The following is a 13,986-nucleotide window of genomic DNA, read 5'->3' on the forward strand; positions in this document are numbered from 1 at the left end:
TCGTTGCTTCATTGCCGTATCAGCCGCGCGCCGGTCAGCGTGACCCGCTCCTTCACCGCCAGTTCGATGACGCGCCGCTCGCTTCCCAGCCGCACGGTCCGTGTCCCCGGCCGGTCGGCGACCAGCGTCAGCCGATCGAGCTTGCCCGCCCGCCACGCCAGATCGACGCGGCAGCGGCCGCGCGCGCGAAGCCCGGTAACGCTGCCCTGCGGCCACGCGGCAGGGAGCGCGGGAAGCACATGGATCACCTCGCCCTCGCTCTGCATCAGCATCTCGGCGATCGCGCGCGCGCCGCCGAAATTGCCGTCGATCTGGAAGGGCGGGTGCGCGTCGAACATGTTGGGATAGGTGCGCTCGGGGCCGAGCAGGAAGCGAAGGATGCTGTGCGCATGCTCGCCGTCGCGCAGCCGCGCCCACAGATTGATCCGCCACGCGGTCGCCCATCCGGTAGCCTCGTCGCCGCGCTGTTCGAGCGTGCGACGCGCTGCCGCGGCGAGCGCAGGCGTTCGATCGAGGTCGATCTGCGCGCTGGGGAACAGGCCGTACAAATGCGAGACGTGGCGATGCAGCGGTTCGGGCGCCCCCGCGTCCCAATCTTCCTGCCACTCCTGCAACTGGCCCTGCGCGCCGATCCGGTCGGGGGCGAGCCGCGTGCGTGCCGCCGCGAGCTCACGCGCGAAATCGGCGTCACGGCCCAGGATCGCGGCGGCGCGCGCGGTCTGGTCGAACAGGTCGCGCAGGATCTGCTGGTCCATCGCCGGCCCGGCGCAGACCGCGACGCCCTTGTGATGCTCGTTCTCGGGCGAGATCGAGGGGCTGGTCATCAGTCGCCCGCTCGCCGGATCGGTCACCAGCGTGTCGAGGAAGAACATGCAGGCGCCCTGCAGCAGCGGATAGATCGAGGCGAGGAACGCCGGGTCGCGGTTATAGTCGTAATGGTCCCACAGATGCGTGCACAGCCACGCGCCGCCGGTCGGCCACAGCCCCCATTGCGCGCCGTCGATGGGCGCGGTCGCGCGCCACAGATCGGTATTGTGATGCGTCACCCAGCCGCGCGCGCCGTACATGTCGCGCGCGGTTTTCGCGCCAGTCACCGCGAGATCGCGCACCATCGCCACCAGCGGCTCGACGCATTCGGGCAGCGCCAGCGGCTCGGCGGGCCAATAGTTCATCTCGGTATTGATGTTGATCGTGTATTTGGATTCCCAGGCGGGCTTGTTGCTGTCGTTCCAGATGCCCTGCAAGTTCGCGGGCTGGGTGCCCGGTCGCGACGAACAGATCAGCAGATAGCGGGCATAGGCGAAGTAGAGCGCCGCCAGCGCGGGATCGTCGCGCTGCTGCGCGGCGACGATGCGCTTGTCGGTGGGCAAGGCGGCGCCGGGGCTGTCCCCCAGATCGAGCGCGACCCGGCGATAGAGCCTGCGGTGTTCGACCGCGGTCTCGTCGGCTAGACGCTCGAAGGGGCGAGTCGAAGCATCGGCGATCTGCGCGGCGACGATCGCCTGCGGATCGCCGCCGACATCGTCGAAGCGGCGAAAGCTGGTGGCGATCGCGACCAGGATGGTGACGGTATCGGCGCCGCGCACGCGCAGCGTGGCGCCCTCGCGCGTCAACTCGCCGCCACCCGGCACGACGCGAACCTGCGCCGCGAAGCGCAGCGCTCCGGGTATCCCCTCGGCGGTGCCGTTAACGCCCGTCAGCACCAGTCGATCGCCCTGCGCCGCCACGGTGGCGGCGTGCGGCGTGGTCAGCGCGATTTCGAGGTCGATCGCGCCGCGCCGATCCGCCGTTAGCTGCACCGCGATCACCTGCCTCGTCGGCGAGGCGATCACCCGGCGGACATAACCGACCCCACCCGCGGTGAAGCTGGTCGTCGCCATAGCCGCATCGAGGTCGAGCTCGCGGTGATAGGCCGAGGCTTCGCCCAGCGGCATCCGCAGCTCGAGGTCGCCCACCGTCTGGTAGGGCATCTGCTTGAGCGGCTTGGCCATCACCCGCTGGTTGGCCAGCGCCTGCGCCTCGGCATGGCGCCCCGCCGCGATCAGCGCGCGCACCTCGGGCAGCGCCGCCTTGGCATCGGGATTGACCGGGTCATAGGGCCCACCCGCCCACAGGGTATCCTCGTTGAGCTGCAGCCGCTCGTTCGCGACTCCGCCGAACACCATCGCCCCCAACCGGCCGTTGCCGATCGGAAGCGCCTGCGTCCATTCGGTCGCGGCGGCTTCGTACCAGAGCCGATCGGTGCGCGGTGTCGGTTGCGCCGACTGGGCAAGCGCCTCGGGCAGCGCGAGCACCGCCGACGCGCCGACCGATCCTTTGAGCAGCGCACGCCGCGTCGGCTGGTCGCCGGCGCGCGTCACGTGCGGTTGGCCTTCGAGTTCAGCTTCGGCAAATTGCCCTCCCCAATTCGGTCGCGATGCGCTCCCGCCGGGGCACCGTCGCGCGCAAGAAAGCCAAATTGTCCGAGTTAAGCAAGGAAATCCGGCGCAGCGCCTACTGCCGGCCCTGCGATTCCATCGTGTAGGCATGGCCGCCCGAGGGGTAGGGATTGACCGCGACGCGCGTGCCCATCTGCCCTTCGGGCCCGCCGAAGCTCGCGCGATGCCAATGGCCCTGCGGTGCCGAGATGACGTCGCCGGCTGCCGCGGTGAACACCGGCTGGCCTTCGACCTGCAGCGTCACATTGCCCTCCATCACGAACCAGAATTCGTCATAGCCGACATGGAAATGTCCCAGGTTCGACGCGGGCGGAGTGGGGGTGGCGCGACCGCGGATGTTGTTCACGAACAGATGCTGGTCGGCGATGAAGGCGCTGGCGCGCGCGCCGCCTTCGACGACGTCGCCATAATAATCGAGGAAGGGTTTCCCGCGCTCGCCGATCGGGCCGGGGCCGCCGGTGACGATGCGGCGGTCATAGGCCCAGCCCGCCGCCTTGGGCGCTGCGTTCGTCGTGTCGAGCGGATAGAGCGGCATGTCGCTCGCGGCGTTGATCTGGAAATACAGCGCGGGCTGGCTGCCGAGCGTCTCGATCGTGAAGGGGACGCGGAAGGGGATGTCGATCTCGAACCCCTTGCGCGCGGTGAAGGGCGGCTGGCCGTCGAGGCTGACGCGCACTTCGCCTTCCCAGACGATGATCGCGGTACGGTTGTCCGAATAAGCGAGCGACGGCGTCTTCTGGCCGGGCGCGAGCTGGTGCCAGTCGGCGACCAGGTCCTTGTTGCGGATGATCGGCTGGGTCCAGCTGGCCTTGCCGCGGTGCATCGCCTTGGCGTCGGCGAGCTGCCAGCGTGGGCGATTGGGGGCTTGCCAGGGGGTGTACGGCGTCTTCTTCGGTACCCAGGCGGCGAGCGGCGGCGGCGGCGGCGGGGCGGGGCGCGCGGCCTGCGGCTGTGCGGGGGTGGTCTGCGCTGACACCGCGACGGCGGTCGGCAGCAGCATCGCGCCGACGATCAGATGGATTTTATTGAACGGCACAAGTTTCTCCTAAACGGCGGACCATTTCATGGTCTCTGGGGGGAAGCCACGGTCAAGCCGGGGCCAGGGTGATTTCGGGATCGGGCGCAGCCGATGCGGGCTCGATCGCGCGGCGCGGATCGACGATGGCCCAGGCGATCGTGCCGACCAGCACGATTCCCGCGCCGGTGCCGAACGCCGCGACCCAGCCATATTGCGCCGCGATCCACGGCGTGAGCGAAGAGGTGATCGCCCCGCCCAATTGGCAGCCGACGTTCATCAGCCCCGACACCACCCCGGTATGCTGCCCGGCAATGTCCGCCGCCGCCGACCAGAAGCTGCTCTGCGACAGGTAGATCGCGCCGCCGCCCATCGCGAGCACCAGCACCGCCAGCGGCGCATTGTCGACGCGCGAGCCGATCAGCAGGAAGATGCCGGTCAGCACGAACGCCACCATCGCCAGCCCCGATCGCCCGGCATATAGCCCGCGCCGCTTCGAGATAGCATCGTTGAGCACGCCGCCGAGCAGGCACCCCGCGGTCATCGCCAGGAAGGGCGCCATGCCGAAGATCGCGCTCGACTTGAGGTCGAGCCCGCGCGCTTCGGCGAGGTAGATGAAGAACCAGCTGAAGAAGATCCAGATGACATAGCCGAAGGCGAAGTAGCTGAGGAACAGCCCCCAGACGTTGCGGCTCGACAGGATCGCCTTCCACGGGATCGCCACCTGCGCGCCCAGTGAGGCCGCGGGCAGGCCCGCCTGGATATGCGCCAGCTCGGCGGCATCGACGCGGTCATGTTCCTCGGGCCGGTCGCGTGCCATCGCGTACCAGATCGCGGCGGCGATCAGGCCGATCGCAGCGCAGACATAGAAGGACGCGCGCCAGCCGGCGAACAGGATCACCGCGGTGATCAGCGGCGGGGTCAGCCCCGATCCGGCGCCGACGCCGGCGAAGATCAGCCCATTGGCCTTGCCGCGCTCCTGGACGGGCACCCAGCGCGAGATGAATTGGCTGCTCGAGGGATAGACCGCCGCCTCGCCGATGCCGAGCGCGAAGCGGACGATCACCAGCATCAGGATCGCGTTCTGGCCGTCGGGTGGCACCAGCGCGGTGGCGACGCTGAACAGCCCCCACCATACCAGTGCCCAGGTCAGCAGCTTGCGCGGGCCGTAGCGCGCGGCGAGCCATCCGGCGGGGACCTGGAACGCGGCATAGCCCAGCAGGAACGCGCTGAAGACCCAGCCTAGCCGGGTCTGGTCGATGCCATATTCCTGGCGCATCTGGACGCCCGCGACCGAGATGTTGGTGCGATCGAGGAAGGCGACCGCGCTGATCAGGAACAGCAGGAATACCAGCTGCACGCGTACCCGGGAGCGTTTGCCCGCCACCATGATCTACCTCCCCAGTCCCCGCGTTGATCCGCGAAATATCCTATATGATTCGTTTCTATGCTGGTTATACTGGCGCGTAAAGGCCGGACAGGCACAAATAGGGGAGGGGTGGATGCGGCGTTCGACTCTGGGTTCGACACTCGCACTGGCGACGCTTGCGATCGCGCAGGCTGCGGCCCCCGCCGCCGCACAGACACTGGCGCAGCGGATCGGCCGCACCGACCCCGCCGAGATGCGCGAGCTTCCCGCGGTCCATGGCGGCGCTGGGAAGATGCAGTTCCAGCCCTTGCTCGGCACCGACGCGGTGCGCAGCAATCTGGTTTTCGTCCATCGCGGCGTCATCCTGCCCAAGAGCGGCATTGGCCAGCATTATCACCATCAGGGCGAGGAGATGTTCGTCATCCTCGATGGCGAGGCGCAGTTCACGATCGACGGGCGTACCGCGACGCTCGCCGGGCCGGCTGCGGTGCCCGACCTGTTGGGGCATGCGCACGGCATCTACAACGCCACCGACAAGCCGCTGCAATGGCTCAACATCAATGTCGGCCTGGCCAAGGCGTACGACAAGTTCGACCTGAACGACCCGCTCGACAACGCTACGCTCGATCGGATCCCGCAGTTCGTCTCGCTGCGGCTCGACCGCGCGCTGCTCAAGCCCGTCGCGGCGATGGACGGCGGCGCCGGCACGGTGCGCTATCGCCGCGCGCTGGGGCCGGCGGTCTTTTCGACCGCCTGGAGCTTCGTCGATCACCTGCTCGTGCCGCCCGGCGCCAGCGTCGGCAGCGCGTCGACCCCGGGAATGAGCGAAGTCCTCTACGTCGTATCGGGCGCGGGCGAAGTGACGGTGGCGGGCGAGACCGCGCCGATCGCGGCAGGCGACGCGGTGCCGATCGACATCGGCGAGGCGCGCGCGATCCGCGCCACCGGCGCCGCGCCGCTCGAGCTGATGGTGATCGGCATCGCGCAGGATCTGGCCACCAAGGCCGACTATGTCGCGCGCCAGCAACGGCCGCGCTGAGGAAAGGAATGCCATGCAACGACGAAATCTACTGAAACTGCTCGCGCTTGCCGGCATCGGCGCCGGCACCGGAGCCGCCACCGCCGCGATGCCCCAGGGCGCGGCGAAGCCCGCCGCGCGCAAACCGATCGTGCTCTATTGCGACCTCGCGATCGACCCGGCGCGCGAAGCCGAGATGCTCGATCATTTCCACCGGCGCTTCCGCCCCGCCGCCGAAAGCTATCGCGGGCGCGGCTTCCTCGACCTCAAGATGCTCAAGCTGCGCAACGTCATCCAGGGCGGCCCCGCGCCCGCGCCGGGCATCAATTATCGCTTCCAGCTGACCTATGAGAGCGAGGAGCAGCGCCAGGTGTGGGCGGGGTCCGATCTCCACCAGCAGGTCTGGCCGCTGATCGAGAATACCGTGCTCAACCGGGACTATCTGGTCCTGCTCACCGACGCTGTTTGAGGAGCCTGCTGATGCATCCCATCGCCACCGCCGTCGTTGCAGCCTTCGCAGTGTTCGCCCCAGCCGCTGCGCAGGAGCCCGCCCGCACCGCGCGGATCGAGCGGATCGATCCCGCGCTCGACACGCTGATCGCCGCCGACGCGCCGATCGAGCGCGTCGCCACCGGCTTCGGCTTCACCGAAGGCCCGCTGTGGCATGACGGGAAATTATGGTTCTCCGACGTGGTCGGCGACAAGTTGCGCACCGTCGATCGCGCGGGCAAGGTGACCGAATTGCTCGCCAATTCGGGCGGGCTGGCCAACCCGCCCGCGGGCGCGAGCATCGGCTCGAACGGGCTCATCCCCGATCGCGACGGCAGCGTGCTGATGGCGCAGATGGGCGCGCGGCAAATCGTCCGCGTCGATGCCGCGGGCAAGGTCACGCCCTTCCTGTCGGCCTATCAGGGCAAGCGGCTCAACAGCCCCAACGACCTCGTCTACGCCCCCGACGGCGCCCTCTGGTTCACCGATCCGCCCTTCGGGCTGTTCAACGGCATGGACAAGGATCCCAAGAAGGAACTGCCGAATAATCCGGTGTTCCGCTACGCCGGTGGCAAGCTCGACGCGGTCATCACCGATCTGAAGCTGCCCAACGGCATCGGCCTCTCGCCCAAGGGTGACACGCTCTACATCGCCGATTACGGGCAGGCGACGATTTTCGCCTACAAGGTCGCACGCGACGGCGCGGTTTCCGACCGGCGCAGCTTTTTCACCTTTCCCAAGGGGCCGGGCGGCGGGGCGGACGGGCTCAAGGTTGACCTGCGCGGCAATGTCTGGGCGACGGGGCCGGGAGGGATCTGGATCTTCTCGCCCGCGGGCAAGACGCTCGGACGGATCCACATGCCCGAAACCGCGGCGAACCTTGCGTTCGGCGAGCAGGGCGACGCGCTGTGGATCACCGCGTCGACGAGCATCTATCGTGTACCGATCAAGGGCGTCGGCGCGCTGCCGATGTTCGCGCGCTAGAGCGGGATGATGGCCGCTGGACCTGCCCTCTCCCCGTTCGTGCTGAGCTTGTCGAAGCACCGTTCTTCTTCGCGCCATAGCGACTGCGGCACGAAGAAGGACAACCCTTGGACAAGCGCAGGGTGAACGGATCGAGGTAAAGTCATTAGGCGCTAAGCCGCGAGGGCGGCAGCGATGCCGCCCTCGACCGGCTCAGTCGACGCGCGTCAGGTTGCGTTTGAAATGCGCCTGGCGCGCGGCATAGCCCGCTGCCGACAGCCGCAGCGCGGCGATCGCCTCGGGTGACAGTTCGCGCGCCACCTTGGCGGGCGATCCGATGATCAGGCTGCCGGGGGGGAAGCTTTTCCCCTCGGTCACCAGCGCGCCCGCGCCGATCAGGCAGTCATCGCCGATCACCGCGTTGTTGAGCACCGTCGCGCCCATGCCGACCAGTACGCGGTTCCCGATCGTGCAGCCGTGCAGGATCGCGTGATGGCCGATCGTGCAATCCTCGCCGACGCTGAGCGGCACCCCAGGATCGGAGTGGAGCATGCACCCCTCCTGCACATTGGTACGGTCGCCCAGCACGATCGGGGTGTTGTCGGCGCGGATCACCGCGCCGAACCAGATTCCCACTTCATGCCCCAGCCGGACATCGCCGATCACGTCGGCCGATGGCGCGACCCAGCTGTCGTCGGGCACTTGCGGCGCGGTCCCGTCGATCGCGTAGCGCGGCATCAGCGCGCTGCCGCCGCGGCGTCCACCGGCGCGGCGCGATGCGCGGCGAGATAGTCGACCATGATCTTCTGCTCCTCGGGCTCGAGTTCGGCGCCGCGGTCTATCATCGATTGCACCGTCGCTGCCCAGGCCGCGGGCGTCTTGCGGACATCGGTAACCTGTGCGGTCGAATGGCAATAGCCGCAACGCTCGTTGATCAGCTCGAGCCCGGGGCCGGGCGGGGGCGGGGCGGGGGTGCTTTGCTGCCCGGCCAGCGCGGTGCCGAGGCCGCCGATGGCGAGCGCGAGCAGCGGCAAGGCAATCTTGGGGATAAGCATGGGATACCTCATGGCAGGGTATAGACGACGACTTCGTCGGCAGTCGCCGGCTGGAACGCGAAGCCGCCGGTTGCGACCACGCCGACCGCCTGCCGGCCGTCCTTCATCGCGAAGGTCATCGGCGTGCCGTAGTTCGACGCGGGCAGCTTGTCGGACCACAGCAACTTGCCCGTCCGCGTCTCGAACGCGCGGATCATCGAATCACGCGTCGCGCCGATGAAGGTCAGCCCGCTCGCGGTGGTGATCGGCCCGCCCGCGCTGATCCCGCCCGCATCCTTGAGCGCGGGGTCCTCGTTCGCGCCGAGTACGCTGCGCCACACAATGTCGCCGCTGTTGACGTTGACCGCGACGAGCTCGCCCCAAGGCGGCTTGCTGCACGGATTGCCCGTCTCGGGATCGAGGAAATAGGCATAGCCACCCTTCAGTCCCCAGCTCCCATCGGGCTGCTGTATCATCTGCTGCGGACTGGCGAGGTTGTTGATGTTGACCACGTACAGCCCGGTCGCGGGATCGAACGACCCGCCGCCCCAATCGATTCCGCCGAAGCTGCCTGGGAAGAACGCCACCGCCGAATCGGCGCGCAGCGGCTGGAATGCCTTACTCGCGACCACACCCATGTCGGCGACGATCTTGTCGCAGGTCGCGCGAAGCGATGCGGGCGCCTGCACCATCTCGTCCATGCTGAACGTGAGGCGACTGAGCGGCGCGGGCTTGGCGGGCATCGGCTGGGTCGGCCACGGCTGCTCGCCGGGCACGTCGGTGTCGGTTGGGACGGGTACTTCCTTGACGTCGTACAGCGGCTTGCCGGTCACGCGATCGAGGATGAACATGATCGCGGTCTTGTTCATCACCGCGATCGCGGGGATCGTCCTGCCGTCGCGCTTGACGTCGATCAGCGTTGCTGCGGGCAGATCGACGTCCCAGATGTCGTGGTGCATCGTCTGGAAATGCCAGAGATATTTGCCGGTCGCTGCTTCGACCGCGACGATCGAATTGCCATACAGGTTCATGCCTTTGCGATCGCCACCCCAGCGATCGAAGGTCGGCGCGCCCACCGGCAGATAGGCGATGCCGCGCTGGTCGTCGACGACGACAAAGGTCCACACATTGTTGCCCGATCGCCCCTTCCAGCTATCGCCCTCCCAGGTGCCGAAATTGGCCTCGCCCGGCTGCGGAATCGTGTGGAAGGTCCAGGCGAGCTTGCCCGTCACCGCGTCCCAGGCGCGGACGTCGCCCGCCGCGCCCTTGGCCGGCATTTCCTGGACGCGCGATCCGGTGATGATCAGGTTCTTGTAGATCGCCGGCGGGCTGCTCATCCCCAGCGGGGCGCGCGTGCCGTTCATGACCTCGGGGGTCTTCATGTTGACCGCGCCCGCCTCGCCGAAGCCGGCGGCCGGCTGGCCGGTCTTGGCGTCGAGCGCATAGAGCTTGCCCGTCCGCGTCCCGAAGACGATCCGCGGCCCGGTCTTGCCGTCGCCCGGCCAGTAGGCGACGCCGCGCGTCGATGCTTGGTCGTTGCCGGGGAAATTGAACACCCAGCGTTCCTTGCCCGTCGCGGCATCGAGCGCGACGACGCGGCGATAGGGGGTCGACAGATACATGGTGCCGTCGACCACCAAAGGGGTCGCTTCGGACGCCGAGAAGCCGGTCTTGAAACGCTCGGGCACACCGTCGGGCATCGGAATCGAATCGGCGGTCACCCCGGCGGGGCGCATGTGATACGACCACAGCTTCTTGAGCTTGCTGACATTGGCGGGCTTGATCGCGGTCAGCGGCGAGTGGCGGGCATGACCCTCGTCGCGGCCATAGCTGGTCCAGTCGCCTTTCTGTTGTGCTAGCGCGGGAAGTGCGGCCAAGGCCAGGGCAAGGGACGCACCGGTCAACAGGGCGCGGGAAGGTCGCAGCATGGGCATTGGCTGGGGCAAGGCATCTCTCCACTTCGTCTGCTTTTCCGGTTCAAGGCCGGGCGGCAAATCGCGTTGCGCCCATCGATAGACCGGCTATAAATCATATACAATATGATCTACGGCAGTTTTAAGCTGCGATGAGGAGAGGTTTGTCGATGTCCACTTTGCCACTTTCGGGCCTGCGCGTGCTCGACATATCGCAGGTGATGGCGGGGCCGTTCTGCTGCATGATGTTGGGCGACATGGGCGCCGACGTCATCAAGATCGAACCGCCCAAGACCGGCGATTCGACGCGGCATTCGATGGGGTTCCGACTGAAGGGCGAGGATAGCCCGGGCTTCCTGGCGCTCAACCGCAACAAGCGCAGCATCACGCTGAACCTGAAGGACGATGCCGACCGCGAAGTACTCTACGCGCTGGTCAAGACCGCCGACATTCTGGTCGAGAATGCGCGCCCTGGCGTCGCGGCGCGGCTGGGGATCGATTACGATACGCTGGCGGCGATCAACCCGCGGCTGGTCTATGCCAGCATCTCGGGCTTCGGCCAGACCGGCCCCTGGGCGCAGCGCCCGGGCTTCGACCTGATCGCGCAGGCGATGTCGGGCATCCTCAGCTCGAATGGCTTCCCCGACATGGAGCCTGCGAAGAACTCCATCGCGGTCGCCGATCTCGGCGCCGGGCTGTTCAGCGCCTACGCGATCCTGAGCGCGATCATCGGCCGGCAGGCAAGCGGCAAGGGGCAATATATCGACGCGTCGCTGCTCGAAGCGGCGATGGGGCTGTCGATCTGGGAGACGACCGAACTCTGGGGCACCGGCAAGGCGCCGACCCCGATCGGTTCGGCCAACCGCATGTCGGCGCCGTATCAGGCGGTGCAAGCATCCGACGGCTGGTTCGTCATCGGCGCGGCGAACCAGGGGCTGTGGCTGACCTTCCTGGGGGTGATCGGTCGCCCCGAACTGCAGGAGGACCCGCGCTATTCGACCAATGCCGCGCGGGTGCAGAACCGCCAAATCCTCATCGACGATCTTGCGCCCACCTTCCTGACGCGCACCAAGCAGCAATGGATCGATGCGATGCTGGCGGCGGGCGTCCCCGCCGCGCCGATCCTCGATTATGGCGAGGCGGTTGAAAGCGAGCAGGCGGTCGCGCGCGGCATGGTGCAGATGATCCCGCATCCGGTCGAGGGCGAGTTCAAGGCGCTGGGCTTCCCGGTGAAGATGCGCGGCACCCCGCAGGAAGTGCGGCTGCCGCCGCCCTTGCTCAACGAACATTCGGCCGCGATCCGCCAGGAACTGGTCGATCGCGGGCTGCTCGCCGCACCGAGCGAGGCAGCCGAATGATCGCGGGTCAAATCACCACCGCCCGCGATGGGGCCGTGCTGCACGTCCGCTTCGACAACCCCGCGGCGCACAACGCGCTGACCGGGGAGATGTGGCTCGATTTGCGCGACGTCGCGCTCGGGGTCGCAGCCGATCCATCGGTCCGTGTCGTCACCTTCCGCGGCGTCGGCGGCAAGGCGTTCATCTCGGGCACCGACATCTCCAAATTCGCGGACTTCACCACCGGCGAACAAGGCATCGCCTATGAACGCGGCATCGACGAGTGCATGGGCGCGATCGACGCGATCCCCTGCACGACGATCGCCGCGGTCGAGGGCTGGGCGGTCGGCGGCGGCATCAACATCGCCAGCGCCTGCGACTTCCGCATCGCCACCCCCGACGCCAAGTTCGGCTCGCCGATCGGGCGGACGATCGGCAATTGCCTGTCGGCGGCGAGCGTCGCGCGGGTCGGCGGCGCGGTCGGGGTGCAGTTCGCCAAAAGGATGGTGCTGCTGGGCGAGATGCTGACCGCCGAGCAACTGCTCGCGAGCGGCTTCCTGCTCAAGCTGGTCGAGCGCGACGCGATCGACGGCGAATTGACGGCATTATGCGCGCGCGCGGCGGAGAACGCACCGCTGACGACGCGGACGACCAAGGAAACGATCCGCCGGATGACCTTCGGCGACCTGCCCGCGATCGAAGCGCTGATCGGCGAAGTCTATGGCAGCGCCGATTTCCGCCGCGGGGTGGCGGATTTCCTGGCGAAGACCAAGCGCGTGCCCGATTGGGAAGGGCGCTAACCACCTCCATCGTCACCCCGGACTTGATCCGGGGTCCAGCTTGCCCCTCGCGGCGGCAGTGGTTGTTGGGCGGTGGACCCCGGACCAAGTCCGGGGTGACGACTATTGCCCGACGACCCCCGTTACCAACTCACCGCGATATACTTCGCCTCGCAATATTCGAGCATGCCGTGGTGCGCGCCTTCGCGGCCGAGGCCGCTCTGCTTCATCCCGCCGAACGGCGCGGCGGCATCGGACACCAGCCCGCGATTGACCGCGACCATCCCGCATTCGATCCGCTCGGCCAGCTGCAGCCCGCGCTTGAGATCGCCGGTATAGACATAGGCCGCCAGGCCATATTCGGTGGCGTTGGCGAGCGCGACGGCTTCGTCGACATCGTCGAACGCGATCACCGCCGCGACCGGGCCGAACACCTCGGTGCCCAGAATCTCCGAGCCCGGCTGGACATTGGCGATCACCGATGGCGGGTAGAAGAAGCCCGGGCGGTCGAGCGTCTTGCCGCCCAGCCGTATCTCGGCGCCGCGATCGACTGCGTCGGCGACCAGCCGCTCGATCTTGTCGATCGATTCCTGGTTGATCATCGCGCCGCACTGGGTGGCGGCATCGGTCCCCGCGCCGACCGTCAGCGCCCCCATCCGTTCGCACAGCTTGGCCACGAACGCGTCGTGGATACCGCGCTGGACGTAGAAGCGGTTCGCCGCGGTGCAGGCTTCGCCCGCGTTGCGCATCTTGGCGACCATCGCGCCCTCGATCGCTTCATCGAGATCGGCGTCGTCGAGCACCAGGAACGGCGCGTTGCCGCCCAGCTCCATCGACGAGCTGATGACCTGGTCGGCGGCCTCGCGCAGCAGGATGCGGCCGACCTCGGTCGATCCGGTGAACGACAATTTGCGCACCCGCGGATCGTGCAGCATCGCGCTGCACGCGGGGCCGGGATCGCTGGTGTTGAAGACGTTGACCACGCCCGCGGGAACGCCGGCGCGGCGCATGATCTCGGCCACCGCGAGCGCGGTCAGCGGGGTTTCCTCGGCGGGCTTGAGGATGCAGGTGCAGCCCGCCGCCAGCGCGGGCGCGATCTTGCGCGTCGCCATCGCCGCGGGGAAATTCCACGGCGTGATCAGCAGCGCGATGCCGATCGGCTGATATTGCACCATGATCCGGTTGGCGCCCGACGGCGCCATCGTCAGCTCGCCGTTGATGCGCACCGCCTCCTCGGCATACCAGCGGAAGAATTCGGCGGCATAGGCGACCTCGCCGCGCGCGTCGGTCAGCGCCTTGCCGTTCTCGAGCGAGATGATCTGCGCCAGCCATTCCTGCTGCGCCATCATCGCGTGGAAGCAGGCAAGCAGGATCTCGGCGCGCTTGCGCGGCGGCGTCGCGGCCCAGCCCGCGGCCGCCGCATCGGCGGCATCGACGGTGGCGATCGCCTCGTCGACCCCGCCATCGGCGATCGAGGTCAGCACCTCGCCGCTCGACGGATTGACGACATCGATCCGCTTGCCCGAGGCGGCGGGCGCCCAATGCTCGCCGATCAACAGGTCGGTGGGGATCGCGAAGGGGCCGGTCTGTCCGGTGGGGGCGAAGCTGTTAGCGGTCATGATCGGGTTCCG

The 13,986-nt window shown here is 67.9% G+C and carries 12 protein-coding genes; 5 read left to right on the forward strand and 7 right to left on the reverse strand.

Going from position 1 to position 13,986, the window contains the following annotated elements; translation table 11 throughout:
* Window positions 1–8 precede the first annotated feature (8 nt).
* From OKW76_RS00725 to OKW76_RS00735, 3 genes are all read right to left on the reverse strand, one after another.
* Window positions 9–2,360, reverse strand: a complete 2,352-nt coding sequence (locus OKW76_RS00725; RefSeq protein ID WP_265550260.1) for a glycoside hydrolase family 95 protein — start codon at window positions 2,358–2,360, stop codon at window positions 9–11.
* Window positions 2,361–2,493: 133 nt separating this feature from the next.
* On the reverse strand, window positions 2,494–3,474 hold the full coding sequence (locus OKW76_RS00730; protein WP_265550262.1) for a cupin domain-containing protein: 981 nt from the start codon (window positions 3,472–3,474) through the stop codon (window positions 2,494–2,496).
* Window positions 3,475–3,526: 52 nt separating this feature from the next.
* On the reverse strand, window positions 3,527–4,813 hold the full coding sequence (locus tag OKW76_RS00735; protein WP_265550264.1) for an MFS transporter: 1,287 nt from the start codon (window positions 4,811–4,813) through the stop codon (window positions 3,527–3,529).
* 142 nt (window positions 4,814–4,955) lie between these two features.
* Here OKW76_RS00735 and OKW76_RS00740 point away from each other — a divergent pair, with 142 nt between their 5' ends.
* From OKW76_RS00740 to OKW76_RS00750, 3 genes are read left to right on the forward strand one after another with little or no spacing between them, the layout of a single operon-like run.
* Window positions 4,956–5,861: a cupin domain-containing protein gene (locus OKW76_RS00740; protein WP_265550266.1), complete on the forward strand. Its 906-nt coding sequence runs from the start codon at window positions 4,956–4,958 to the stop codon at window positions 5,859–5,861.
* 13 nt (window positions 5,862–5,874) lie between these two features.
* On the forward strand, window positions 5,875–6,309 hold the full coding sequence (locus tag OKW76_RS00745) for a hypothetical protein (RefSeq protein WP_265550268.1): 435 nt from the start codon (window positions 5,875–5,877) through the stop codon (window positions 6,307–6,309).
* A gap of 11 nt (window positions 6,310–6,320) precedes the next feature.
* Window positions 6,321–7,313: an SMP-30/gluconolactonase/LRE family protein gene (locus tag OKW76_RS00750; protein WP_265550270.1), complete on the forward strand. Its 993-nt coding sequence runs from the start codon at window positions 6,321–6,323 to the stop codon at window positions 7,311–7,313.
* A 192-nt stretch (window positions 7,314–7,505) separates the two neighbouring features.
* On the opposite strand, the gene OKW76_RS00755 is transcribed toward OKW76_RS00750, so the two are convergent.
* The 3 genes from OKW76_RS00755 to OKW76_RS00765 are packed head-to-tail and all read right to left on the reverse strand — an operon-like array spanning window position 7,506 to window position 10,203.
* Window positions 7,506–8,030, reverse strand: coding sequence for a gamma carbonic anhydrase family protein (locus tag OKW76_RS00755; RefSeq protein WP_265550272.1), 525 nt, complete (start codon window positions 8,028–8,030; stop codon window positions 7,506–7,508).
* Window positions 8,030–8,347, reverse strand: coding sequence for a hypothetical protein (locus tag OKW76_RS00760; RefSeq protein ID WP_265550274.1), 318 nt, complete (start codon window positions 8,345–8,347; stop codon window positions 8,030–8,032). The genes OKW76_RS00755 and OKW76_RS00760 overlap by 1 nt, the downstream gene beginning before the upstream one ends.
* An 8-nt stretch (window positions 8,348–8,355) precedes the next feature.
* Window positions 8,356–10,203 carry a PQQ-binding-like beta-propeller repeat protein gene (locus tag OKW76_RS00765; protein ID WP_265550276.1) on the reverse strand — a complete coding sequence of 616 codons (1,848 nt, stop codon included), beginning with the start codon at window positions 10,201–10,203 and terminating at the stop codon, window positions 8,356–8,358.
* A gap of 206 nt (window positions 10,204–10,409) precedes the next feature.
* Here OKW76_RS00765 and OKW76_RS00770 point away from each other — a divergent pair, with 206 nt between their 5' ends.
* Both OKW76_RS00770 and OKW76_RS00775 read left to right on the forward strand, forming a co-directional pair.
* Complete coding sequence (locus tag OKW76_RS00770) at window positions 10,410–11,597, forward strand: CaiB/BaiF CoA transferase family protein (protein ID WP_265550278.1); 1,188 nt, start codon at window positions 10,410–10,412, stop codon at window positions 11,595–11,597.
* Window positions 11,594–12,376, forward strand: a complete 783-nt coding sequence (locus OKW76_RS00775; protein WP_265550280.1) for an enoyl-CoA hydratase — start codon at window positions 11,594–11,596, stop codon at window positions 12,374–12,376. Before OKW76_RS00770 ends, OKW76_RS00775 begins: the two co-directional genes overlap by 4 nt.
* Window positions 12,377–12,498: 122 nt before the next feature.
* On the opposite strand, the gene OKW76_RS00780 is transcribed toward OKW76_RS00775, so the two are convergent.
* The gene (locus tag OKW76_RS00780; RefSeq protein WP_265550282.1) at window positions 12,499–13,974 is read right to left on the reverse strand and encodes an NAD-dependent succinate-semialdehyde dehydrogenase; all 1,476 of its coding nucleotides are present in this window, start codon (window positions 13,972–13,974) and stop codon (window positions 12,499–12,501) included.
* Window positions 13,975–13,986: the final 12 nt, after the last annotated feature.

The sequence above is a fragment of the Sphingomonas sp. S1-29 genome, assembly GCF_026167545.1.
Classification (GTDB): Bacteria; Pseudomonadota; Alphaproteobacteria; order Sphingomonadales; family Sphingomonadaceae; genus Sphingomonas.

Excerpts from the sequence above, each read along its gene's own strand:
- OKW76_RS00745 (WP_265550268.1), top strand. The coding sequence starts at position 5,875 with ATGCAACGACGAAATCTACTGAAACTGCTCGCGCTTGCCGGCATCGGC.
- OKW76_RS00755 (WP_265550272.1), bottom strand. The coding sequence starts at position 8,030 with ATGCCGCGCTACGCGATCGACGGGACCGCGCCGCAAGTGCCCGACGAC.
- OKW76_RS00760 (WP_265550274.1), bottom strand. The coding sequence starts at position 8,347 with ATGCTTATCCCCAAGATTGCCTTGCCGCTGCTCGCGCTCGCCATCGGC.
- OKW76_RS00775 (WP_265550280.1), top strand. The coding sequence starts at position 11,594 with ATGATCGCGGGTCAAATCACCACCGCCCGCGATGGGGCCGTGCTGCAC.
- OKW76_RS00740 (WP_265550266.1), top strand. The coding sequence starts at position 4,956 with ATGCGGCGTTCGACTCTGGGTTCGACACTCGCACTGGCGACGCTTGCG.
- OKW76_RS00770 (WP_265550278.1), top strand. The coding sequence starts at position 10,410 with ATGTCCACTTTGCCACTTTCGGGCCTGCGCGTGCTCGACATATCGCAG.
- OKW76_RS00750 (WP_265550270.1), top strand. The coding sequence starts at position 6,321 with ATGCATCCCATCGCCACCGCCGTCGTTGCAGCCTTCGCAGTGTTCGCC.
- OKW76_RS00780 (WP_265550282.1), bottom strand. The coding sequence starts at position 13,974 with ATGACCGCTAACAGCTTCGCCCCCACCGGACAGACCGGCCCCTTCGCG.